This window comes from Aureimonas populi (assembly GCF_017815515.1).
GTDB classification, from domain to species: Bacteria; Pseudomonadota; Alphaproteobacteria; order Rhizobiales; family Rhizobiaceae; genus Aureimonas; species Aureimonas populi.
The window spans coordinates 189510-213390 of the sequence record NZ_CP072611.1; the positions used below are offsets into that span (position 1 = coordinate 189510).

The 23881-nt window shown below is 68.6% G+C and carries 21 protein-coding genes and 1 pseudogene; 10 read left to right on the top strand and 12 right to left on the bottom strand.

Annotation, left to right across the window (positions count from 1 at the left end):
- Position 1: 1 nt before the first annotated feature.
- From J7654_RS00895 to J7654_RS00915, 5 genes are read left to right on the top strand one after another with little or no spacing between them, the layout of a single operon-like run.
- On the top strand, positions 2-1078 hold the full coding sequence (locus tag J7654_RS00895; RefSeq protein ID WP_209737397.1) for an ABC transporter ATP-binding protein: 1077 nt from the start codon (positions 2-4) through the stop codon (positions 1076-1078).
- Positions 1075-2010 carry an ABC transporter permease gene (locus J7654_RS00900; RefSeq protein ID WP_209737399.1) on the top strand — a complete coding sequence of 312 codons (936 nt, stop codon included), beginning with the start codon at positions 1075-1077 and terminating at the stop codon, positions 2008-2010. Before J7654_RS00895 ends, J7654_RS00900 begins: the two co-directional genes overlap by 4 nt.
- Positions 2007-2822: an ABC transporter permease gene (locus J7654_RS00905; RefSeq protein WP_209737400.1), complete on the top strand. Its 816-nt coding sequence runs from the start codon at positions 2007-2009 to the stop codon at positions 2820-2822. The genes J7654_RS00900 and J7654_RS00905 overlap by 4 nt, the downstream gene beginning before the upstream one ends.
- Entirely contained in the window at positions 2815-3708 is an 894-nt protein-coding gene (locus J7654_RS00910) for a polysaccharide deacetylase family protein (protein WP_209737402.1), read from the top strand. The genes J7654_RS00905 and J7654_RS00910 overlap by 8 nt, the downstream gene beginning before the upstream one ends.
- Before the next feature lie 31 nt (positions 3709-3739).
- On the top strand, positions 3740-5275 hold the full coding sequence (locus tag J7654_RS00915; protein WP_209737404.1) for an amidohydrolase family protein: 1536 nt from the start codon (positions 3740-3742) through the stop codon (positions 5273-5275).
- A gap of 12 nt (positions 5276-5287) precedes the next feature.
- Here J7654_RS00915 and J7654_RS00920 read toward each other — a convergent pair whose 3' ends face one another.
- Genes J7654_RS00920 through J7654_RS00940 form a run of 5 tightly spaced genes read right to left on the bottom strand, consistent with a single transcriptional unit; the run spans position 5288 to position 9831 of the window.
- The gene (locus J7654_RS00920; RefSeq protein WP_209737406.1) at positions 5288-6037 is read right to left on the bottom strand and encodes an aspartate/glutamate racemase family protein; all 750 of its coding nucleotides are present in this window, start codon (positions 6035-6037) and stop codon (positions 5288-5290) included.
- 13 nt (positions 6038-6050) lie between these two features.
- Positions 6051-6851: an ABC transporter permease gene (locus tag J7654_RS00925; RefSeq protein ID WP_209737408.1), complete on the bottom strand. Its 801-nt coding sequence runs from the start codon at positions 6849-6851 to the stop codon at positions 6051-6053.
- The gene (locus J7654_RS00930; protein WP_209737410.1) at positions 6848-7690 is read right to left on the bottom strand and encodes an ABC transporter permease; all 843 of its coding nucleotides are present in this window, start codon (positions 7688-7690) and stop codon (positions 6848-6850) included. Before J7654_RS00930 ends, J7654_RS00925 begins: the two co-directional genes overlap by 4 nt.
- Positions 7687-8778: an ABC transporter ATP-binding protein gene (locus J7654_RS00935; RefSeq protein WP_245195581.1), complete on the bottom strand. Its 1092-nt coding sequence runs from the start codon at positions 8776-8778 to the stop codon at positions 7687-7689. The genes J7654_RS00930 and J7654_RS00935 overlap by 4 nt, the downstream gene beginning before the upstream one ends.
- 3 nt (positions 8779-8781) lie before the next feature.
- Entirely contained in the window at positions 8782-9831 is a 1050-nt protein-coding gene (locus tag J7654_RS00940) for a substrate-binding domain-containing protein (protein ID WP_209737412.1), read from the bottom strand.
- Here J7654_RS00940 and J7654_RS00945 point away from each other — a divergent pair.
- From J7654_RS00945 to J7654_RS00965, 5 genes are all read left to right on the top strand, one after another.
- Complete coding sequence (locus tag J7654_RS00945) at positions 9812-10813, top strand: GntR family transcriptional regulator (RefSeq protein ID WP_209737414.1); 1002 nt, start codon at positions 9812-9814, stop codon at positions 10811-10813. The two genes, J7654_RS00940 and J7654_RS00945, sit on opposite strands and share 20 nt — an antisense overlap.
- Positions 10797-11759, top strand: coding sequence for a polysaccharide deacetylase family protein (locus J7654_RS00950; protein ID WP_245195582.1), 963 nt, complete (start codon positions 10797-10799; stop codon positions 11757-11759). The genes J7654_RS00945 and J7654_RS00950 overlap by 17 nt, the downstream gene beginning before the upstream one ends.
- Positions 11756-12430, top strand: coding sequence for an aspartate/glutamate racemase family protein (locus tag J7654_RS00955; protein WP_209737416.1), 675 nt, complete (start codon positions 11756-11758; stop codon positions 12428-12430). The genes J7654_RS00950 and J7654_RS00955 overlap by 4 nt, the downstream gene beginning before the upstream one ends.
- 554 nt (positions 12431-12984) lie before the next feature.
- Positions 12985-13542, top strand: coding sequence for a flavin reductase family protein (locus J7654_RS00960; protein WP_209740091.1), 558 nt, complete (start codon positions 12985-12987; stop codon positions 13540-13542).
- A gap of 205 nt (positions 13543-13747) precedes the next feature.
- Positions 13748-16405 carry a PQQ-binding-like beta-propeller repeat protein gene (locus J7654_RS00965; RefSeq protein ID WP_209737418.1) on the top strand — a complete coding sequence of 886 codons (2658 nt, stop codon included), beginning with the start codon at positions 13748-13750 and terminating at the stop codon, positions 16403-16405.
- Between the two features lie 43 nt (positions 16406-16448).
- Here J7654_RS00965 and J7654_RS00970 read toward each other — a convergent pair whose 3' ends face one another.
- From J7654_RS00970 to J7654_RS01000, 7 genes and pseudogenes are all read right to left on the bottom strand, one after another.
- The gene (locus tag J7654_RS00970) at positions 16449-17261 is read right to left on the bottom strand and encodes an ATP-binding cassette domain-containing protein (RefSeq protein WP_209737420.1); all 813 of its coding nucleotides are present in this window, start codon (positions 17259-17261) and stop codon (positions 16449-16451) included.
- Positions 17258-19038: pseudogene (locus J7654_RS00975) on the bottom strand (dipeptide/oligopeptide/nickel ABC transporter permease/ATP-binding protein). Before J7654_RS00975 ends, J7654_RS00970 begins: the two are co-directional and overlap by 4 nt.
- Positions 19035-19982, bottom strand: coding sequence for an ABC transporter permease (locus J7654_RS00980; protein WP_209737422.1), 948 nt, complete (start codon positions 19980-19982; stop codon positions 19035-19037). The pseudogene J7654_RS00975 and the gene J7654_RS00980 overlap by 4 nt, the downstream one beginning before the upstream one ends.
- A gap of 9 nt (positions 19983-19991) precedes the next feature.
- Positions 19992-21554: an ABC transporter substrate-binding protein gene (locus J7654_RS00985; protein ID WP_209737424.1), complete on the bottom strand. Its 1563-nt coding sequence runs from the start codon at positions 21552-21554 to the stop codon at positions 19992-19994.
- 104 nt (positions 21555-21658) lie between these two features.
- Entirely contained in the window at positions 21659-22264 is a 606-nt protein-coding gene (locus J7654_RS00990) for a DUF6969 family protein (RefSeq protein ID WP_209737426.1), read from the bottom strand.
- On the bottom strand, positions 22261-22653 hold the full coding sequence (locus tag J7654_RS00995; RefSeq protein WP_209737428.1) for a hypothetical protein: 393 nt from the start codon (positions 22651-22653) through the stop codon (positions 22261-22263). Before J7654_RS00995 ends, J7654_RS00990 begins: the two co-directional genes overlap by 4 nt.
- Positions 22650-23864 (bottom strand): YeeE/YedE family protein, encoded by a 1215-nt coding sequence (locus J7654_RS01000; RefSeq protein ID WP_209737430.1) that lies wholly within the window; start codon positions 23862-23864, stop codon positions 22650-22652. Before J7654_RS01000 ends, J7654_RS00995 begins: the two co-directional genes overlap by 4 nt.
- Between the last annotated feature and the right edge of the window lie 17 nt (positions 23865-23881).

The window sequence follows — 23881 nt, forward strand, 5'->3', positions numbered from 1 at the left end:
GATGGCTTTCGGCAAAGACGGCGGCCGGGTAGGGCGCGCGGTTCTGGAGATCGAGAACGTCTCCAAGATCTTCGGCGCCCTGACGGTCCTGGACAGATGCTCCCTCTCGGTATCGGAGGGGGAGATCCTGACGCTTCTGGGGCCATCAGGATGCGGAAAGACCACGCTCCTGCGGTGCATCGCCGGCTTCGCCGCCCCGGACAAGGGCCGCATCCTGATCGACGAGCGCGACACCGTTCCCATGCCGGTCAACCGGCGGCCCGTGGGCGTGGTGTTCCAGAGCTATGCCCTGTTCCCCCACCTGACCGTGGCCGGCAATGTCGGATACGGCCTTCGCATGCGCGGGACGGACAGGGCCGGGATTGACCGCCGTGTGGCGGCGGCATTGCAGATCGTCTCGCTCGACAGCCTTGCCGGCCGCTATCCGGCGCATCTGTCCGGCGGGCAGCAGCAGCGCGTGGCCGTGGCGCGGGTTCTCGTCCTCGAACCGCGCATCCTGCTTCTGGACGAGCCGTTCAGTGCGCTGGACGCCAAGCTTCGCACCTCCATGCAGATGGAATTGCGCGAACTCATCAAGCGCCTCGGCATGACCGCGATCTTCGTGACCCACGATCAGGAGGAGGCGCTGACGCTGAGCGACCGGATCGCGGTGATGCGCCGGGGCCGGATCGAACAGGTCGACACCCCGCAGGAGGTCTACGACCATCCCGCCAACGAATATGTCGCCGACTTCGTCGGGGCCTCGAACATCCTTGACCTCGAAGCGCGCGACGGCCGCGTCGTGCTGCCGGACGGCCAGTGCGTGCCGAGCAAGCGGGAGGGAGCCGTGCGCGTCATGGTGCGCCCTCACAATATCGCACTGGGCGCGACCCCGGAGGCCGGCGGATGGCAGGGCACCATCCGCCACAGCCGGCATGTCGGGTCGGTCACGGAATATGCGGTCGCCAGTTTCGGCGGCGGCGAGTTGCGGGTCGTATCCATGCGCATCGGAGCGGCCGCAGGGCTGAGCGAGGGCAGCGCGGTGAGCCTGCGCGTCATCGACCCCGCCTTTTGTCCCATCTACGGAGCCGGAGAATGAACGTCTCGGCCTCGTCCTTCCCTCTGCCCACGCCGCGAAGCCGATGGGGCTCGATTCTCGACAAGCTCCTCTCGGGCCAGGGGCTCTGGCCGGCGGTGCCCGCCATCGTCGTCCTGATCGTCGTGGCGGTGATCCCGTTCTTCCTGCTCCTTTCCCTGGGCTTCGCCGACTTCCGCGTCGCGCAGGGGCGGATCGTGGAGCGCAGCTTCTCCCTCGGCTTCGTGACCTCGGCCCTTGCGGACCCGCTGTACCACGTCACGTTCCAGCGCTCGCTGACGCTCGCTTTGTCGACCATGACGCTCTGCGTGGTCCTCGGCTACCCCGTGGCCTATCTCTATCTCACCGGCGGCCCACGCATCCGCAAGCTGATCCTCTTCCTCACCATCGTCCCGCTTTTGACGAGCGGCATCGTGCGGACCTATGCCTGGATGGTCATCCTCGGCGCGCGCGGTATCGTCAACACGGCCCTCCTGTCGCTCGGCGTCATCGACCGCCCCTTGCGGATCATGAACACTCATTGGGCGGTGCTGATCGGCATGGTGCAGATCCATCTGCCGGTGATGATCCTGCCGCTGATCGCCGTGATGAGCCGCTACGACCGGTATCTCGACGAGGCCTCCGAGAATCTCGGCGCGAGCAAGCTGGCCACCCTGTGGCACGTGATCCTGCCACTGAGCGTTCCCGCCATCGGCGCCGGCGCGGGCCTCGTCTTCGTTTTGAGCTACACGACCTTCGTGGTGCCGCAGCTCCTGGGAGGCGGCAACTACCTCAATGCGGCGACGATGATCTACGAGCAGGTCGTCTATTCGCTGGAGTGGAACAGGGCAGCGGTTTCCGCGCTGCTTCTCATGCTGTCGTGCCTCGTGGTGTTGAGCACGATCGCCATCCTCACCAACCTGTTCTGCCGCTGGACGAGGGAGGCGCAGCGATGAGACGGTTCGCGAACAACGCCGGCGCGGACCTGCTCGGGCGCGGGATCATCTACGCCCTCGCCGTCTTCTCGCTTCTGATCCTTTTGCTGCCGGCCGTGATCGTGGTGATGATCTCGTTCGACACGCGCAGCTTCGTGAGCTTTCCGCCGCAGGGCTTCACGCTGGACTGGTATCGGCAGGTCTTCCAGCAGGATGCGCTGGTCGACGGGATGGTGGTCAGCCTTCGGGTCGGCCTCACGGTGACGGGGCTCTGCATTCTTCTCGGCGTTCCGACCGCTCTCGTTTGCGCGCGCGGGCAATTCCGGGGCGTGGGCGCCCTCTCCCTCTTCATTCTTGTGCCGCATATGGTGCCGGGCATCGTCCTCGGCGTCGCGGTGCTGTTTGCGGGAGCGGATATGGGCATCGGCCCCTCCGTGTGGCTGCAATCCATCGCCATCACCGCGTTCGTCATGGCCGTCATGGTTCGCACCGTGACGAGCCGCCTCCAGAGGCTCGATCCCAAGCTGGAGGAAGCGGCCGCCAATCTGGGGGCGACGCCCTGGCAGGCGCTGCGCACGGTCACCTTTCCGCTGCTCCTGCCGGCCGTCCTCGCCGGCTCGGTCTTCACCTTCGTGGAAGGCTTCGACAACGTCTCGGTCGCGATCTTCACCCACGGCTTTCGCGATCGCCCTCTTCCGGTCGAACTGATCGCGCTGGTATCGACCACGAACACGCCGCTCGTGGCGGCCGTATCCGGTGTGCAGATCCTGCTCGCGCTTCTGGCGCTGCTCGCGATCTCCCGCACCATCGGGCTCGACCGGGTCAATGGCTGAGCGCGACCTTCTCGGCTACGGCGGCGAATGGCCGGAGATCGTCTGGCCCAACGGCGCGCGCCTTGCCGTCTCCCTCGTGGTGAACTTCGAGGAGGGTGCCGAGGAGCAGGCGGGCGATGGCGACGCGCACTCCGAGCGCATCGGCGAGGTGATCTCGGTGGTGGATCCGGGACGCCGCGATCGCGGACAGGAGCAGATCTTCGCCTATGGGCTGCGCGCCGGCCTGTGGCGCACGGCCGACGCGCTCGAGCGCGCCGCCCTGCCCGCCACGATCTTCTTCTGCGGCCGGGCGGCGGAGCGCTCGCCGCGACTTGCCCGCATGCTGGTGGAACGCGGGCACGAGGCGGCCTGCCACGGCTGGCGCTGGCGCCCCCATGCTGACTACGACGACGGGGCACGGGAGGCCGCCGATCTCGACCGCGCGAGCGCGGCCATCGAGGCGGCGACCGGAGAAAGGCCGCTCGGCTTTTTCTGCCGGGGCGCCGAAAGCGCCTGGACGCGGCGCCTTCTCGCCGAGCGCGGCTATCTCTACACTGCCAACGGATTCGACGACGACCTTCCCTATCGCGATGCCGGGACCGGACTGCTCGTGATTCCCTACGCGCTCGACACCAACGACATGAAGTTCTTCCATCCGAACGGCTTCGTACGCGCGGTCGAGATGGTGGACTATGTGCGCGATGCGCTGGACGTGCTCGAAGCGGAAGCGGCCCGAGGCCATGCGCGCCTTCTCAACATCGGCTTTCATCTGCGCATCATCGGCCGGCCAGGGCGCTTCAAGGCGTTTCAGGCCATTCTCGACGAGCTGACGCGCCGACGCGACCGGCTGTGGATCGCCCGACGCATCGACATCGCCCGCGCTTTCGCAAGGGCTGTGCCGTGCTAGGGCCGATGGCGCACACCTGCCGGACAGTTCCATGAACACTGTTCTCGTCGAGGCCGATCACATCCTTCTCGGTTTTGCCGCCGACGGCGAGCCCGATATTCGCCCGGACGCCGCGCTGCTCGTCGAGGACGGCACGGTGCGCGAGGTCGGCGAGCGACGCGCGATGCTACGGGAGCACCGGGAGATTCCGCACCTCGGCGGCCGGGGCAAGGTCGTCATTCCAGGCCTCGTCAACGCGCATCACCATGTCGGGCTCACACCCTTTCAGCTCGGCTCTGCCGATCACCCGCTGGAATTATGGTTCGCCAGCCGCCTCGCCCTGCGCGACGTCCCTCCGCGCCTCGACACGCTCTACTCGGCGTTCGAGATGGTGGCCTCGGGCGTCACCACCGTGCAGCATCTTCACTCCCGCGCACCGGGCGACGGCGATGCCGTGCTGCGAACGGCGGGCGCGGTGCTCGACGCCTATCGCGAGATCGGCATGCGCGCCTCCTACTCCTTCGCGCTCCGCGACCAGAACCGGCTGGTCTACGAGGCCGACGAGGCGTTTCTCCAGCGGCTCCCGGCCGGGCTTCGCCCGGCGATGGCAGCCTATTTCGCCCGTTTCGCCCTGCCGCTGGGTGAGCAGGTGGCGGTCTTCCACGAACTTTACCGACGCACGAGGGACGAGGAGCGTATCGCGGTGCAGATCGCGCCCTCGAACCTTCACTGGCTTTCCGACGCCGCTCTCGCCAGTGCCGCCCAGATGGCCGACGAGACGGGCGCGCCGATGCACATGCACCTTCTGGAGACGCCCTACCAGCGCGCTTACGCGGAAAAGCGCACCGGCGGCTCGGCCTTGGAATACATCCACAGCCTCGGCCTTGCAGGACCGGGGCTCACCATCGGCCACGGCGTCTGGATGAGCGAGGCCGATATCGAGCTCTGCGCACATACCGGCACCCGCATCTGCCACAACTGCTCGTCCAACTTCCGGCTGAAGAGCGGCATCGCCCCGGTCAACCGCTTCATGGCCGAGGGCATTCCCGTCGCGCTCGGCATCGACGAGGCGGGCATCAACGACGATCGCGACATGCTCCAGGAAATGCGCCTGGCGCTGCATGTTCATCGCGAGCCGGGGATCGAAAGTCCTGCCCCGACGCCGGCGCAGATCCTGCAAATGGCCACCGAGCATGGAGCGGGCACGACGCCGTTCGGCCGGCGGATCGGGCATCTGTCCCCCGGCGCGGCGGCTGACCTCGTGCTTCTCGACTGGGAGCGCGTGACCTACCCCTATCAGAATCCCGACATCGCCCTCGCGGACATTCTCGTCCACCGCGCCCGACGCGAATGCGTCGAGACGGTGATGGTGGCGGGCGAGGTGATCTACCGCGACGGCCTCTTTACGCGCGTGGACCGCGGCGCGACGCTGGAGGAGATCGCGCGGACGATGGGACGACCCGACACGGCCGAGGAGGAGGAACGACGCAGCCTCGCACGGGCCGTCCTTCCGCACGTGCGGACCTTCTACGAGGGATATCTCGACGCGCCCTTCCCGCCCCCGCACACCCGCCCCAACGCGCGCTGAAGGGCGTCGGCGTCAGGCGTCCGTGCCCGAGATCCTTGCCGTCAGCTTCGGAGCCAGCCCGGTGGCGGGCTTCGGCGAAGGGCGGGCGAACGCTCCGGCCCGCGCCGGCGCCGTGCCGAGGCGCACCAGCGTCTCGGCCTGAAGCAGCGCCGCCGCCGCCTGCTCCACCAGCGGCACGCAAACATCGCCGGCGATCCGGGCGGCCAGCCCGGCAAGCGGCGCCCCGCCCAGGATCACGACATCCGCGCCGTCGTCCTCCACCGTTCGCCTGCAGAGCGTCGCGAGGGCTTCCTCCTTCTCGCTCGCGACCGTGTCGATGGCGCTGAAACGCCCGTCGCCGGAGCGGATCGCGGCGAGGCGATGGCCCATGCCGCTCGCCTCCACGCAATCGCGATACCAGCTTCCCAAGGCCGGCGCGAAGGTGACGATGGAGAAGCGCGGCCCCAGCATCGCGGCGGTGAGCATCGCTGCCTCCGCCATGCCGACGATCGGCTGGTCGAACAATTCTCGCGCGGCCGCAAGCCCCGGATCGCCGAAGGCCGCGATGATCGCCGCGTCGTGCCCGGGCAGATGCTCGGCCAGCATCTCCAGAACGAGGGCGCCTGCGATCTGCGCCTCCGCGCGCCCCGAGATGTAGGGAACGCCGCGCGGCGCGGTGAGCGCGGTGATGGAAGTGCCGGGCGCGGCGGCCTGCGCGGCCACCGTCTCGAGGCGCTGCGTGACACTGGCCGAGGTGTTGGGATTGAGGAGCAGAATTCTCACCGGGCCTGCCTCGTCAGAACTGCGCCATGCGGCGGATGCCGACCAGCCGGTCGCCGATGATCATGGCGAGGGTGGCCAGGAGAATGAGGCCCGTGGAGATCGCCGCGATGGTGGGATCGGGACGCTCCTCGACGAATTGGAGCATCTGGATCGGCAGGGTCTTCGTCCAGGCATCCGAGAAGAAGATCGAGATCGGATAATTGTCCATCGAGGCGAGGAAAGCGAACATGCCGGACGTCAGGAAGGCCGGGGCGAGATTGGGCACCAGCACCTTGCGGACGGCCGCTGGATAGGAGCAGCCGAGCGTTCGCGCCGCATCGATCAAGGTGTAATCGAAGAGCGAAAGTGCGCCGATCACCGTGCGCGCCACGTATGGGAGCGTGATCACCACATGGGCCAGCAGAAGGCTCGTCCATGCATCGCGCAGGCCCAGTTCGCGGAAGAACTGCAAAAGCGCGATGCCGATGACCAGCGCCGGCAGCATCAGGGGCGAGATCAGGAAGGAGATGATCCCTTCCGAACCCGGCACACGGCCCCGCGTCAGGGCGATGGCGCACATCGTGCCCAGAACGAGCGCGATGGCGGTGGAGAGCGTTGCGATCTGGAGCGACGTGAAGAGGGCGGGGGCAAGACCGCGCAGCGTCGCCAGGCGCTCGTACCAGCGCGTGGACCATTCGGGCGGCGGCAGGGTGAAGACCGGCGAGGAACCGAAGGAGGCAGCGACCGTCACCACCAGCGGCGTCAGGAGGAACACGACCGCGAAGGCGGCGACGAGAAGGATAAGAGCGTTGCACGCCCGTTCGATCAGGGTCATCGAACGCCTCCGAACCGGCGGGCGAGCGCACTTGCCGACAGGATGATCGCCACCGAGAGGACAAGAAGGACGACCGCGGTCGTGGAGCCCAGCTGCTCGTCGCGCAGGAACAGGAAGGAGCGGCCCGTGAGCGTCGCCAGCGTCTGGAAACGGTCGCCGATCAGAAGGCTCGGGATCACGTACATCGAAACGGACATGGAGAAGACGAAGGCGCAGCCCGCGATGATGCCGGGCAGTGTCAGGGGAAGCGTGACGCGGGTGAAGCGGTAGACGGGCGAGGCGCCGAGCGTGGCGGCCGCCTCCGGCAGGCGCGGGTCCATGAGATTGAGCACCGAATAGATGGGAAGGATCATGAAGGGCAGGAAGACGTTCGCCGCCCCGAGAACGAGGCCGAACTCGGTGAAGAGCAGGCGCGGTGCTTCCTCGAAGAGGCCGGTGGCGACGAGAAACTGGCCCACCACGCCTCCCCTCCCCAGGACGATCTGCCACGCGAAGGCCTTCACCACGATGCCGACCGAGAGCGGCAGGATGATGCTGACGAGGAGCACGATCTGCAACGCGCCCCGCGCCCTTGAGAGCGCGATGGCCGCCGGATAGCCGATCAGGAAGGCGCACAGGGTGACGAGCGAGGCGATGCGCAGCGTGTTGCCGATCACCTGCCAGGTGAAGCCGTCCCCCAGCAGCGCCGCATAGGGCTGGAGCGAAAGGCCGGCCTGCCCGATGAAGCTGCGGCCGAGAAGGAAGCTCAGCGGCACGAGATAGAAGACGGTGAGGTACAGAAGCGCCGGGGCGAGCAGGAGCACGGCCGGATTGGCGGCGAAGCGGCGGGCGACGCTCATGCCGCCCTGCCTTCGCGCGGATAGACCAGCGTGTCGGAGACTGCGAAGGACAGGTCCATTTCCTCGCCCTTGCGCGCGCCCTCCGGCACGTCGAGCGTTTCGACAAGGATACGCTCGTCCCCTTCGGCGGCGAAGTGGAGCTGCGCCTTCGCCCCTTGGAAGATCACGTCCGCCAGCCGTGCGCGAAGGCGGTTCTCGCCGCCCGAGCCCGGCGTGACACGCTCGGGCCGCACGCCGAGCGTCACGGGCGAGCCGGGCAGGAAGGAGGCCGGCGCGCGCACCGTTCCAAAACGGGTCTCGATCAGGGCCACCTCGCCTTCCATCCCCCGCACCGTGCCCTCGAGGCGTGTGGAAAGACCGACGAAATCCAGCGTGAAGGGTGTCGCGGGCCGGCGATAGATGGCCTCCGGTGCATCAAGGTGCTCGATGCGCCCGGCATTCATCACCGCGATGCGGTCGGACATGACGAGCGCCTCGTCCTGATCGTGCGTGACGAAGATCGCCGTGGTGCCGACATCGCGCAGGATGCGCCGCAATTCGATCTGCATCGTCTCGCGCAGCTTGCGGTCGAGTGCCGAGAAGGGCTCGTCGAGGAGCATGAGCTTGGGACCGGTGGCGAGAGCGCGCGCCACCGCGACGCGCTGCTGCTGGCCGCCGGACAATCCCCGCACGGAGCGATCCGCCATGGCGCCCAGCCCGACGAGGGAGAGAAGGCGCTTCACGGCCTCCTCGATCTCGGCGCGCGGCGCTCTCTTCGCCTTCAGGCCGAAGCCGATATTCTCGGCAACGGTCAGATGCGGAAACAGGGCGTAGTTCTGGAACACCACGCCGACATCCCGCTTGTGCGGCGGCACGCGCGTGATCTCCTGCCCGTCGAGGCGGATCCTTCCGGCATCCGGCGCCAGCAATCCCGCCACGATGCGAAGAAGGGTCGTCTTGCCACAGCCCGAGGGGCCGAGGAGCGAGATGAACTCGCCCCTCCCGATACCAAGATCGACCCCCTCGAGAACGGTGACGGTTCCGAAAACCTTGCCCGCACCCGCGATGTCGAGAAACGGACCTGTGCCGGCTGCTTGCATCTGCACCATCGATCAGATCGCCATCTCGCGGTCCCAGCGCTGGACCCAGTCGGCGCGGTTGTTTGCGACATTGGCCCAGTCCACCGACAGGACCTCGATGTTCTCGGGCAGGTCGGACGGCGTCGCGGCCTCCACATTCGTGGGAAGGGAGAAGGTGGGCGCGGTGAGCTGGTTCTGGAGCTCCACACTCAGAAGCTCGTTCACATAGGCCATGGCAAGATCCTGGTTCGGGCCGCCGCGCACCACGCAGACGCCGGACGGCGCGGCGAAGGCGCCCTCGCGCGGCACGGCCAGATTGACCGGCGACCCCTCCGCCCGGCGCGGCATGGTGAAGGAGGACAGCGCGCCCGCGATCGCCCAGGCTTCCCCCGTCTCCAGGAGATTGAAGGCCTGCGGCATCTGCGTGTAGATCGTCAGGAGATTGGGCTTGAGGGCCTGCATCTTCCGGAAACCGGCTTCGATATCGTACTGCGCCTCCGCCACCGGCTTACCGGTTTCCAGCGCGGCCGCCATGAAGAGCGGGAAGACCCCCTCGGTGTTCTGCAACGACGGAATGACAACGCGGCCCGCCATGGAATCGTCCCAGAGCTCTTCCCAGGACTCGATGCCGTTCGGCAAAGCCTCCTCATTGTAGGCGATGGCCTGGAAGGGCTGGAGGTAATTGACCCACGCCCCGTCCAGATGGACCGCCCCGTCCTTCAGTTTCGCCATGTTGGGCACGGTCTCGGCGCTGAGCGGCTCCAGAAGCCCGGCCTCATGCGCGAGGATCATCACCGGATCGTCCATCTGGACGACGGAGAGATATTGCTGCGCCTGGTTCTGCTGCATCTTCTCGAGGTTCACCAGGGAGCGGGTGCCCTCATAAAGGATGCGCGCGTCGTACTTGGCCTCGAAATTCGGGATCACGATGGTCTCGACCCATTCGCGATGGCTGGCGGCACCGCCCACCACCAGTTCGCGCGTCTGGGCGCGCAGGATGGAAGGCATGGCAAGCGTTCCAGCCGCCGCGGCAGAGCCGGCGAGGAATTGGCGGCGATTGGGCATGATGATGGTTTTCGTCATGGTTGCGGGCTCCGGTTGCAGGCGTTCGGTGGACACATTTGCAAGCCGCGTGCCAACTCCCAAAACCCTTTGCCAGAAGGGCTTTCCGCTCAAGCGACGAGCCCTTGGAGAAGAAAATGAGCACAAAAAATACGGATTGTGCACAAAAAGACTCCACCCATCGTCTGGCTCCCGGATTGATGCGCCGCCTATAATCGGCGCAGGGACACGAAGACGCAGGCCGATGGAAGAAGCACAGGTCCACCAAATCCTGACGCGGGTTCTCGCATCCGGGATCGCCGCGCCCGGTTCCAAGCTCGGCGAGCAGCATCTGGCCGATATTTTCTCTATTTCACGCGACCGGATGCGCCGTGTGCTTCAGCGGCTCGGCTACGAGGGCAAGCTTGAACTTGTGCCCAATCGGGGCGCACGCACCATCGACCCCGGGCTAGCGGACGCCCGCATCGTCTATGATGCCCGGCGTGTCCTCGAAGGGGGTATCGCGCTGAGCCTTGCCGAGCGCATCACCACGCCCGAGATCGATGCGCTCTTCGCCCATCAGGACGCGGAGCGCGACGCCATCGCCGAGGGCCATCCGGAACGCGCTCTTGAGCTTGGCGGAGCGTTGCACATGCGCCTTGCCGAACTCATCGACAATCCGGTTCTGGTCGGGACGCTGAGGACTTTGGTGGACCGCACCTCGACGCTGCTCCTCTTCTTCGGCCCCAGCGACGGCCCGGCGTGTTCCTGCCGTGAGCATCGCGGCATCGTCGAGGCGCTCTCGACGCGTGAGCCGATGCGCGCGCGCGAGGCGATGTGTTCCCACCTCTCCCAGGTGGAAACGCGCCTTCGCACGCGTCCGCGCTGCGAGGCCATCGACATCGAGACGTTGGTGAGGACGGAGATCCGGCGCTCGGGCGCGGCCGCGCCGGCGAAAGGCTTACCCGCCGCCGCTCCGCGTTCGCAGCGCCGAAAGGGAGGCGCAAGTGAACACGTCGCCTGAGAGTCCCTCCCCCGTGACGCACCGCGACTTCGCGGGCTACCGAGGTGCAACGCCCTCGATCCGCTGGCCGGAAGGCGCGCGTGTCGCCGTTTCCATCGTGGTGAACGTAGAGGAGGGCGCCGAGTTGTCCCTCTCCATGGGCGACGAGCGCAACGAGAGCATCTACGAGGCTGTCGAGTCCGTCGACGGCGCGCCCGACCTTTGCATGGAAAGCCATTTCGAATACGGCACGCGCGCCGGCTGGCCCCGCATCCGCAAGGCGCTGGCCGAGCGAGGCGTGAAAGCGACGTTGAACGCCAACGGGCGCGCGCTCGCCCTCTCGCCCTGGATCGCCGAGGAAGCGGTGGCGGACGGCCACGAGATCGCCGCGCATGGCTGGCGCTGGGAGCGCCATGTGCATATGAGCGAAAAGGAGGAGCGCCTCGCCATCGCCCGGGCGGTGGCGGCCATAGAAGCGGCGGGTGGAAGCGCCCCCATAGGCTGGCACACGCGCTCGGCCACATCGGTTCGCACGCGCGACCTTCTCGCAGAGCATGGCGGGTTTCTGTACGATTCCAACGCCTATAACGACGATCTGCCCTATCTGGTGGAGGTCGGCGGCCACGAGCATGTCGTGCTCCCCTACGCTTTCGACACCAACGACATGCGTTTCCTGAACGGCGGTGGTTTCGTGTTCGCGGAGGATTTCTCCCGCTACTGCATCGAGGCCTTCGAGCGCCTCCATGCGGAAGGCGCCGAAGCGCCGCGGATGATGTCGGTGGGCCTGCATCTGCGCATCATCGGTCGTCCGGCGCGCCTGCGGGGGCTGGAGCTCTTTCTCGACCATGCGCTGAAGCGCGGAGGCGTCTGGTTCGCACGGCGCGACGAGATCGCCCATCACTGGCGCGACGGACTTGGCCTGCCGCGATGGCGGCCACGCCCTGTCCCGGAGGGTTTCGCGCGATGACCCGCCTCGTTCTCGTCAACCCGAACACCAGCCAGGCTTCCACGGATGCGATGGTGGCGATCGGACGCCAGACCGGGGAACGCGATCTTTCGATCGAAGGCGTGACCGCCCCCTTCGGCGCGCCACTAATCACCGACGAAGACGCCCTGGACGAGGCCGCGCGCGCGGTCTTGTCGCTCGCTCCAAGGCTGCGCCGCACTCCATGCGATGGCGTGATCGTCGCCGCCTTCGGCGATCCGGGTCTCTCGCGCCTGCGTGACATTCTTGACGTTCCTGTAACGGGCATTGCGGAGGCCGGCATGGCGGCGGCGGCGGCTGGAGGCCGGCGCTTCGCGGTGGTCACGACGACGCCGGGCCTGATCGGTGTCATCGAAAAGGCTGCCTCGCGATACGGTCATGCGGCGCTGTTCGCCGGCACGTTCCTCACCGAAGGCGATCCCGTCGCGCTCATGGCCGAACCGTACGCGCTCGTGAATGCGCTGGAGGCGGCCTGCAAGGCCGCCATCCGGCAAGGCGACGCGCAGGCCATCGTGATCGGCGGGGGACCGCTTGCACCCGCCGCCCGTGCTCTTGCCCCGACGCTCGGCGTGGCTTTGATCGAACCCGTGCCCGCCGCCATACGCTTCGCTGCGCTACGCACCGCCAAGGCGCAACCGCAAGGACACGCTTAGCGGCAACAGCCTGCCCGCCCAGTTCGCCAGGTTGCTGATGGCTTATATCCCCCAGGAAGGACAACGGGTCGGTCGCCAGGGGCTCACCGAATGGAACAGCACGGGTGCTGCCACAGAGCGCAAACCCAAAAGCGAACCGATCACCGCAGGCCTCGACCCACGCTCCAAAACCATCGAAATCCCAAGCCTTCACCGTTGTGCTCGCCTTTACCTCGATCCCGACGAGATTGCCGATCCATCGAGCGGAGCCACATCGACACCCGGCGGCACGATCTCGTCGACCCCATCCCGCAATTCATCGTTAAGCGTGACCTCGGCGCCGGCGAGCCGGCCGTCAAGTTGCCCCACGGTGCGCGGATCGAATGCTCGCCGTGGTAAGCGCGGGATGCGATATCACGAAGGCGAGCGACGGTGATGCCGGGAAGGCGCGCCGGGTGGTGACATTGCTCATCGATAGCCTGGCTTCCGGCGGGCCCGCCGTCTGAGGCAGGAGAGCAGCAAAGCGACTGCGCAAACGATCGCCGAGCGATCTTGGACAGGAAATGGAGGCCATGATGGCGCGCATCAGCAAAAGCGACTTTCCGGTCAGCCAGGTTCGCCGCTATCTGGAACCCGGCCCGATCGTACTGGTCTCGTCGCGCTGGCAGGACAAGACCAACATCATGACGCTGGGCTGGCACACGGTGTTGGAGTTCTCTCCGTCGCTCGTCGGGCTGATGATCTCAGCCGGCAATCACAGCCACCAAATGATCCGCGAAAGCCGCGAATGCGTCATCAACCTGCCGACGACCAAGCTGACCGACACGGTGGTCGGCATCGGCAACATCAGCGGCGCGGCGATCGACAAGTTCGAGAGATTCGGGCTGACGGCCGAAGAGGCCTCCGAGGTCGATGCGCCACTGATCGGAGAATGCCATGCGAGCTTCGAGTGCCGGCTGCACGAGGATGCACTGGTCGAGCGCTACAACTTCTTCATCTTCGAGGTGGTGAAGGCGCATGTCGCGCCATCGCCGAAGCATCCCGAGACGCTGCATTATACCGGCGACGGCGTCTTCATGGTGTCCGGCCAGGTCATCAGCCGACGCTCGCTGTTCCGGCCTGAGATGCTGTGATGAAGCAAGCTGGGCGTCCAGGCTCGGGACTCATTGTTCGAAGGAATCGAAGGCCACGACGAGGGCGTCGGGCGGTTGAGAATCGAGGGGTTGAATCAGGTCGCCGTGGGGCGGCGGGTTGGGTGGTTCTCGTTGAGATGCGCGCTATCTATGCTGCGGCAGGAAAGCTTGATGACGAGCTTTGCGGGGCAGAAGGATGAGGGCGATGCGGTCGATCGAGCACCGGAGGGTCACCACCATCCTTGGCGGGCTGGTCGCCCTTCTCGGCATCGGCCTTGGCGGCGCGGGGGCCTGGCTCGCCGTAGTCGGAGGCTCGTTCTACTACGTCCTCGCCGGCCTTGCCCTTCTCGCAACCGGCATTCTCATCATCCGGCGCATGAAGGCGGCGCTTCTCGTCTATGCGCTCTTCCTCCTCGCCACCCTCCTGTGGGCGCTGTGGGAGGTCGGCTTCGACTGGTGGGCGCTCGCCGCTCGCGGCGGCTTCCTGGTCGTGCTGGGCGCGATCCTTCTCCTGCCTGTCGTGACGCGCCGCCTCGGCGTCCAGGACCTGCGTGATGCCGTGGACGGGCGAAAGGTCCATGCCACCGCCCGCAGCGGCGGCGGACTGGCTCTTGCCTGCGCGCTCGGTCTGGCGGCGGTCGTGGCCATCGCCTCGGCGCTCTCCGACCAGCACCGGGTGGAGGGCCGCTTCGAGGCGGCAGAGGGCGCCGCACCCGATGCCCGCGGCGTGCCGGACGGCGAATGGCACGCCTATGGGCGAACGTCCGACGGACAGCGCTACTCCCCGCTCGCCCAGATCACCCCGGCGAATGTCGATGGCCTGGAGGTCGCCTGGCAGTTCCACACCGGCGATGTCAGCGAGCCCGGCGATCCCGAGGAGACCACGTTCCAGGTCACGCCGCTCAAGATCGGCGAGCGGCTGTTCCTGTGCACGCCGCACCAGTCCGTGATCGCGCTCGATGCCGTGACGGGCGAGGAAATCTGGCGCTACGACCCGCAGATTCGCGGCGAACTGGCGCTCCAGCACCTGACGTGCCGGGGCCTGTCCTACCAGGCGCCGGGCGTGGAGCGCACCAGCGCGCCCGCGCAGCCCGCCCTCCCCGGCGCGAGCGAGGCGGGGGCGGTCCCCGTGCCTCCCGCCGGCTCGCAGATCACCCGTGGAACGGTGAACGGCGAGCAGCCCTCCACGTTCGAAGGCTCGCCCGACGGCGCGTCCGATGCAGCCGATGGCCAGACGCAAGCCGCCGATCCGGCGGAGACGGTTGCCGGCACCCTGGCGCGCCCCGTGCCCGACATGCCCGTCGCCAGCCAGGGCGGGACAGCCCTCGCCACTTGTGCCAATGGCAGGCTCTTCATGCCGACCGCCGATGGGCGCGTGATCGCGCTCGATCCCGAGGCCGGGGCTGTCTGCTCCGATTTCGGCGGCGGCGACGGCCAGATCGACCTGTGGGCGAACATGCCGGTGGTCAATCCGGGCTCGTATTACTCCACCTCTCCGGTCGTCGTCACCGCGAACGTCATCATCGTGGGCGGAACCGTGCTCGACAACGTCTCGACCAACGAGGCGTCCGGTGTCATCCGCGCCTTCGACATCGATACCGGCGACCTCGTCTGGAATTGGGACTCCGGCAATCCGGAAGCCACCGCGCCGCTCGCGGCCGGGGAGACCTATACGCCGAACTCGCCCAATTCCTGGTCCATCTCGAGCGTGGACGAGACGCTCGGCCTCGTCTACGTGCCGCTGGGCAACCAGCCGCCGGACCAGTGGGGCGGCAACCGCTCCGAGAGCGTCGAGCGCTATTCCTCCGCCGTGGTCGCGCTCGACATCGCCACAGGCGAGGCGCGCTGGGCGTTCCAGACCGTGCATCACGATCTGTGGGACTACGACGTGCCCTCGCAGCCCTCGCTGGTGGACCTGACGATCGGCGGAGAAACCGTTCCCGCGCTCGTCCAGCCCACCAAGCAGGGCGAGCTCTATGTGCTGGACCGGCGCACCGGCGAGCCCATTCTTCCCGTCACCGAAAGGCCCGCGCCGCAGGGCGCGGCAGAGGGCGATTTCACCGCCGCCACGCAGCCCGTCTCCGCACTCTCCTTCGACCCGCCGCCGCTTCGCGAGAAGGACATGTGGGGCGCGACCTTGTTCGACCAGCTCGCCTGCCGCATCGCCTTCCACTCCTATCGATACGAAGGCCGCTACACGCCGCCCTCCGAAGAAGGCTCCATCATCTATCCCGGCAATTTCGGCGTCTTCAACTGGGGCTCGGTGGCGATCGACCCGGTCCGGCAGATGGCCTTCACCACGCCGGCCTATCTCGCCTTCACCTCGCGGCTCATCCCGCGCGAGGACGACACCTCGCTCGTCGCCAACCGGGAACCGCCGCAGGGAGCGCTCCCGGCGCTGAACGAGAATTTCGGGGCGCCCTTCGCGGTGGAGATGGGACCGCTCCTCTCCCCGCTCGGCCTGCCGTGCCAGTCTCCCCCATGGGGCTATGTCGCGGGGGCGGATCTCACCACGGGCGAGATCGTCTGGATGCACAGGAACGGCACCGTGCGCGATGCCTCGCCGCTGCCCCTGCCCTTCCGCATGGGCGTTCCCAGCCTCGGCGGCCCACTGGTCACGGCCGGGGGCGTCGCCTTCCTCTCCGGCACGATCGACTACTATGTCCGCGCCTACGATGTCTCGAACGGCGAGCAGCTCTGGCAGCATCGCCTGCCGGCGGGCGGCCAGTCGACGCCCATGACCTATAGCGGGGCCGACGGGCGGCAGTATCTGCTGGTGGTGGCCGGGGGGCACGGCTCGCTCGGCACCAGGCGGGGCGATTCCGTCATCGCCTATGCGCTGCCCGGCGGCGAGGGAAACTAGCGGCTCGTTCGGCCCGCCGTGAGGGCGGGCCACGAGGGAGCGCCTACCCGTCGAGCCGCCGCGCGCTGGCGAGCAGTTCACGCGTATAGGCCTCGCGCGGCGCCCGGAAGAGGGTCGCGCCGTCCTCCACCTCGACGATCCGCCCGGCCCGCATCACCGCCACGCGGTCGGCCACGGCCTCCACCACGGCGAGGTCGTGGCTGATGAAGAGATAGGTCAGCGAGAAGCGTCTCTTGAGGTCGTCCAGCAGAACCAGAACCTGCGCCTGGACGGAGACGTCGAGCGCGGACACCGGCTCGTCGAGGACGACGACCGCGGCTTCGGCCGCCAGCGCCCGCGCGATGGCGATGCGCTGCGCCTGGCCGCCGGAGAACTCGTGCGCGAACCGGTCGAGCGCCGCCGGGTCCATGTCCACCGCGCGCATCAGCTCGGCCATCCGTTCGGCCCGGGCGCCCTCTTCCGCCAGCCCCGCGACCCGTTTCAGGACACCGCCGAGGATGCGGCGGATGGTTTTGCGCGGGTTCAGGGAGGCGATCGGGTCCTGGAAGACGTACTGGATCGCCCGCCCGTAGGCGCGCGGTCCGGCCGCGCGCAGGCTTGCAGCATCGCGCCCCTCGATCTCGAAGCGCCCGCCGGTCGGCTCCACGAGCCCCACCAGCATGCGCGCCAGCGTCGACTTACCCGAGCCCGACTCGCCGACGATCGCCAGCGTCTCGCCCCGCTCGACCGTAAGCGACACGCCGGCCACCGCTTCCACCGGCGGGCGCCGGCGAGACAGGAAGCCGCCGCTGCCCGGATACGTCTTGCGCGCGTCCTCCACGAGGATCGCGGGAATGGCCCTCCCCGGCTCGTTCATGAAGGCGCTCCGTGCTGCCGGCGCACCCGGTCTAGAAAGGCGCGGCCCTCGCCGAGCCGGGGCACCGCGGCGATCAGGCGGCGCGTATAGGCGTGCGAGGGGGTCCGCAAAACCGTCTCCGTCTCGCCGGCCTCCACGATCTCGCCGCCGCGCATCACGGCCACCCGGTCGCACATGCCCGCGACCACGCCGAAATCATGGGTGATCAGAAGCAGGGCGAGATCGCGCTCGCGCCGCAGCGCCGTCAGAAGGTCGAGGATCTTCGCCTGCACGGTCACGTCCAGCGCGGTGGTGGGCTCGTCGGCGACGAGGATGTCCGGCTCGCCCGCCAGCGCCATGGCGATGCCGATCCGCTGGCGCTGGCCGCCCGAAAGCTCGTGCGGATAGGCGTCGAAGCGATCAGCCGCGCCGCTTATGCCGACCCGCTCCATCAGCTCCACCGCCCTTTGCCGCGCGCTCTCGCCCCCGCCCGCGTGGAGACGCACCGCCTCCGCCACCTGGCGGCCGACCGGCATCTGCGGGTGCAGCGTCGTCAGCGGATCCTGGAAGACATAGGCGATGCGCCGCCCGCGAACGGCCTTCGTCAGCGTGGGCGAAGCGAGAAGGTCCTGGCCGTCCAGCCGAACGGCGCCGCCTGTGACGAGCGCCGGCGGCGAGGCGACGAGCCCGGCGAGCGACAGGGCCGTCACGCTCTTGCCCGAGCCGGATTCGCCGATCAGCCCAAGGCATTCGCCCGGCCGCAGCTCGAAGGAGACGCCCCGCACCGCGGGCGAGACGTGCCTGCCGGAGCGGAACCCGACGGAAAGCCCCGCAACGTCCAGGAGCGCGTCGCGCGCCTTCGCCTCCGGCACCGCGCCCTCGCGCCGCACCTGCGTCGTGGCCTGCGGGCGCGTCAGCGCGCCGGAGCGCAGGCGCGGATCGAGCACGTCGCGGATGCCGTCGCCCAGGAGGTTGATGCTCATGACGAGCGCGAAAATGGCAAGGCCCGGCACCAGCGCCACATGAGGAGCGACGAAGAGCTGCGCCCGCGCCTGCCCAGCATCGACCCGAGATCGGCGGCGGGCGGCTGCGCGCCGAGCCCGAGAAAGGAAAGGCCCGCCGTCTCCAGGATCATCCACCCGACGGTGGACGACATGGCCACCACGATGACCGGCAGGACGCCCGGCAGGATCTCGGTGAAGAGCACGGCGACCGGCCCCTTGCCGGACAGGCGCGCCGCATCCACGAAAGGCTGGCGCGACAGCCCGATCACCGCGCCGCGGATGTTCCGCGCGAAGAAGGGGATGTTGACGATGGCGATGGCGTAGAGCGCGTTGACGAGGCCGGGCCCGAGCACCGCCACGATGGCGAGCGCGAGAAGGATGTAGGGAAACGCCATCAGCATGTCGACGAGGCGCATCAGCACGCTGTCCGTCCACCGGCCCGCAAAGCCTGCCAGAAGCCCGATCAGCGAACCGAAAAGGGCCGCCACAAGCGTCGCCCCGATGCCGACCGCCAGCGAGACGCGCGTGCCGTGGAGAAGCCGCGCCAGCATGTCGCGCCCGAGATGATCGGTGCCGAGCGGATGGCCAGCCGAGAAGAGCGGCTGGAGGCGGTTGGCCGGCGCCGTCGCGTCCGGGTGCGGCAGGGGCAGCAGCGGGGCGAGGAGCGCGGCCCCGGCGAAGAGGACGAAAACCAGCAGACCGAGCGCCGACAGGCGATTGGCCAGAAGCAGCCGCAGAGAGCCGGGGCGCGGCGGCGCGGCGGCCGCCTGCGCGGGGTGGCTGAGCGCCGTCACGATTTCAGCCTCGGGTCGAGGCTCGCCTGCGCCACGTCCGCCAGAAGGTTCACCAGCACATAGGAGGCGGCGACGACGAGCACGCCGCCCTGCACCAGCAGGATGTCGCGCTGCGCCACGGCGTTGACGAGCATGGCGCCGATCCCGGGCCACTGGAACACCGTCTCCACATAGACTGCGCCGCCGAGCACGAAGCCGGCCTGAAGGCCGATCACCGGAATCACCTGGACGAGCGCGGCGCGAAGCGCGTGGCGGCCGATGACGGCGCGCTCCGACAGCCCCTTGGCCCTGGCCGTGCGCACGAAATCCTGCCTCAGCACTTCCAGCATGGCCCCGCGCGTCAGGCGCGCGATAATGCCCGCGGCGATCACCGCGAGCGTGATGGAGGGAAGGACCAGATGGTGCAGGAGGTCGGCCAGGTCGCCGCCGCCATACACCGCATACATGCCCGAGGCGGGAAACAGGCGCCAGCGAACGGCGAAGAGCAGGATGAGAATGAGCCCGAGCAGGAAGGCGGGCGTGGAGATGCCGACGAGCACGAGGAAGGTGACGATCCGGTCCGCCCAGCCGAACTGCCGCGCGGCCGAGACGATGCCGGCCAGAAGCCCGAGGATGGAGGCCAGCACCAGCGAGGTGCCGGCGAGGATCAGCGTCGCGGCGAAGCGCTCCGACACCTCGTCCAGCACCGGGCGGTTCAGCGCATAGGAGCGGCCGAGATCGCCCTGCACGAGATTCCCGGCCCAGGCGAGATATTGCTCGGGCAGCGACCGGTCGAGCCCGAGATCGGCGTTGAGGCGCGCCACGTTCTCGGGCGTGGCGTAGGAGCCGAGGATCGCAAGCGCCGTGTCGCCCGGTATCATCGCCATGATCGCAAAGACGATCACGGACAGCCCGACGAGCACCGGGATGGCGGCGAGAAGGCGCTTGGCGGCGTAGGCGACCATGCCGGCCCGTCAGTTCTTGGCGACCGAGCGAAGCTGCAGGGTGAAGTCCGGCTGGAGGACGAGGCCGGACACGCGGCTGCTCGTCACCGCGTTCTGGCGCCAGTGCGCGCCGAAAAGCCACGGCGCCTCCTCATGCACCAGCGCCTGCACCTGCCGATAGATCTCGCCGCGCTCCGCCTCCGCGGTGACGACGCGCGCCCGGTCCAGCAGTTCGTCGAGCTGCGGGTTGGCGTAGTATCCCGAATTGAACCCGCCCTCCTCCGGCAGCGCGTCGGAATGGAGCGTGAGGGAGGGAAGCGTGTCGGGGTCGTTGGTCATCCAGGCCATCTGCGCCATGTCGCCCTGCCCCGCCAGCCCCGCGTTCACGCGCGCGAGATAGGCGTTCCACTCATAGGTTTCGATCGAGACGTTCAGCCCCACGGCGGCCAGATCGGCCTGGATCGCCGTCGCCATCGGCACCGGGTCGAGCATCCCCGAGCCCCCCTCGGTGACGAGGAAGCGCAGGCTCGCGCCCTCCGCGCCGGCCTCCGCCAGCAACTGGCGCGCCCGCTCCGGGTCGTGCGGCCAGGGTGCGACATCCGGGTTGTAGGCCCAGTCGAAGGCGGGCGGGATGGGCCCCGCCGCCACCGATGCCGTTCCCTGCAGGACGTTGTCCACGAGGCTCTGCTTGTCCACGGCCAGATTCACCACCTGGCGTACGCGCGGGTCGGCGAAGGGGCCCTCGCGGGTGTTGAGGATCAGGAACCAGACATGCGGCCCCACCGCCTCGTGCAGTTCGAAAGCCGGGTCGTCCGCAAACAGCGTGATGTTGTCGGGCGGGGTCTCCACGAGCACGTCGATGCCGCCCGACAGCATTTCGGCAACGCGCGTGTTGGCGTCCGCCACGGGCCGGAAGACCACCGCCTCCAGCGCCGGGGCGCCGCCCCAGTAATCGGGGTTGGCGGCCAGCACCACGCGCTGGTTGGCGATCCATTCGGCGAAGCGGAAGGGGCCCGTGCCGGAGGGCTGGCGGCCGAAGCCTTCCCCCGCCGCCTCCACGCCGGCGGGCGAGACGATGGCGCCCACGGGCAGCGCCAGATTGTTCAGGAACGGCGCATAGGGCTCCTCCAGGCGGAACTCGACCGTCATCGGGTCCACCACCCTCACCTCCTCCACCGTCGAGAACTGGAAGGCGAGCGGGAAAGGCCCTGTCTCGTGGAAGGGATGGGCCTCGTCCAGCATCCTGTCGAAGGTGAACTTCACCGCCTCGGCATCGAAGGGCGAGCCGTCGTGGAAGGTCACGTCCGGCCGCAGATCGAACGTATAGGTCAGCCCGTCCTGCGAAATCTCCCAGGCGGTGGCCAGCGCCGGTTCGAGGTCGAGCGTGCCGGTCGCATAGCGCACCAGCCCTTCGTAGATGTTCGTCGTGATGCGGAAATCGTTCGCCGCCGTCACCTGCTGCGGGTCGAGCGACTGTGGCTCGGCGATCTGCCCGACGACGAGGACGCCGGGCGGCGTTTGCGCCGCCGCCGGAACCGTCATGGCGAAGCTTGCAGCCAGCGCGAATGCGGTCTTCCAGCCTTTTACCGACATGCCCTCTCCCTTCTGCCAAGCACGTTGCCGGCCTGGCAACGAGCAGAGATTAAGGCAATTGTCCGCGATGGAAACCCTTCCGGCCCGCATCGGGAGCGGCTGTCTCAGGCCCCTCGGGCGGCGGAAGGTGCCCCGGCCAGGCTCAGCTCGGATGCGACCTCGAGCCCCCGGTCCTGGTGAACGGCGGTTCCTTGCGGCGGGGTGTGGGCGGCCAGAACGCGGTCCCGCTCGCGCACCAGTTCGGCGATGCGCGGCTCATGGGCCACGAACATCGCCGTCAGCCACCGGTTCACCAGATAGGACGGTCGCGGCATGTGCAGGTCGAAGCGCGACAAAAGCGGCACCGTCGCTTCCGCATCCGCCCAGTCGTCCCCCACCACCCATTGGTTGACGGTGAAGATGCGCAGGGGCCGGCCGCTGGAATCGACGCCGATGGCGGCGAGGTGATGCACCGGTCCCTCGCGCCCGGCAGGGCGCAGGAAGCAGTGGAAATGGCCGTGCTCGCCCGAACCGTCCGTCGCCGGATGGCAATGGTAGAACCATTGCGCGCCGCTCTGCGGATCGTACACGTCTCCGGGCGGGTAGTGCTCCCAGGCGGTGATCGAGGCAACGCCGGCAAAGGTCTCGCTCAATATGTTGAGCCCGCCCTTGGCCAGAACGGCCTCGCAGAAGGCGATCTCCCTCAGCGCGTGCTCGCGCGCCTCGCTCAAGAGGCGCCTCCGACCATGAGGTCCGGCGCCTCCTGCCCCGGCGGCAGGGGAAGCGGCGGCGGGGGTGGGGGCGCCAGCCCCGGCCCGGCCTCGGGCGGGCGGGCCGGCGGCGGGGGCGGCGGTGCGAGCGCTCCGGCCGCGCACGGGGCGGGCGCAGGCGGCGGGGGCGGGGGCGCAAGGCCCGGCGCCCCCGCCGCGCAGGGAGATGCGGGCGCCGGCGGTGCGCCTGCCGAGCAGGGCGCGGCGGCCGCGCAGGGCGAACTGCCGCCGGCGGCCGAGCCTTGCGCGGTCGGGCGCTCGGGCACGGGATGGGAAAGGTGGTCGACGGCGATGGCGGCCGTGGTCGCGGCCAGCGCCGCGCCGAACAGAAGCGTGTTGCGCGCGCTCATTTGCGGGCCAGCCCGTCGAGGCCGAAGACCGGGCGTGCCCAGATGCCGGCGAAGGAGCCGGCGAAGGCCGCCGCGAACCAGAGCCAGCCATGCAGGCTGCCGGTGGCGATCCCCGAGAAGAGCGCGCCGATATTGCAGCCGAAGGAGAGGCGCGCGCCGTAGCCCATCAGCAGCCCACCGATGATGGCGGCCACGAGCGAGCCGAGGGGAAGCCTCGCCCTAGGCGCGAACTTGCCGGCGACGGCCGCGGCCAGCGCGGCGCCGAGCACCAGCCCGAAATCCATGACGGAGACCGTATCGGCGAGCACGGACGAGTTGAGGGCCGCCGCCTGCGCCGGCCAGCTCCAGAACTCCCAGGCCCCCACGTCGATGCCCAGCGCCTGCGCGATCTTGGCGCCCCAGAGCCCGAAACCGTAGGTGATGGACCATGGATGGCCGGCGAGCAGCAGCGTCGCGACGTTGAGGACGGCCAGCATCAGCCCCGCTCCAACGAGCGGCCAGGGACCGCGCCAGACCCAGTTCCAGCCCGGCCGAGCCGGCCCGGCGTCACGCTCCAGCGTCCCATGGGCGCGTTTCTCGATCACGGCCGTGACGAGAGCCACGAGGCCGAGGGCCGCGAGCGTCGCCGCGATCCCCCCGGCAAGCCCCAGCTCGGCCGCGATGCTCATGGGCGGAAGGCTGGGAAGCTCGAGCCAGAAGGGCAGGTGCGCCGTGCCGATCACGGCGCCGATGATGAAGAAGGCCAGCGTCACCAGCATCCGCGCCGACCCGCCGCCCACGGTGAAGAGCGTTCCCGAGCCACAGCCCCCGCCCAGTTGCATGCCGAAGCCGAACAGGGCCGCGCCCACGAGCACGGAGACGCCCACCGGCGCGAGCGCCCCGACGAGCGGCTGGCTGCCGATGCTGCCGGCCGCCAGCAGCGGCAGCATGGCCAGCGCCGCCACCGCGATCATCAGCATTTGCGCGCGCATGGCGCGCCCGCGCCGCTCCACCACCATGCGCCGCCAGCCCCCGGTGAAGCCGAAGGAGCCGTGATAGAGCGTGGCGCCCAGCGCGCCGCCGATCAGGAACAGGCCGCCCTGGCGCAGATCGACCAGGTTCCAGATCATCAGGAACCCGGCCAGCAGCATGGCGCCCGCCACGAGGAGCGGCCCCCTGTCGGCCTTGGCATCGGGCAGGAAACTCGTGGCGGTTGGTGCAAGGGCGCTCATGATCGACCGTTCGACTA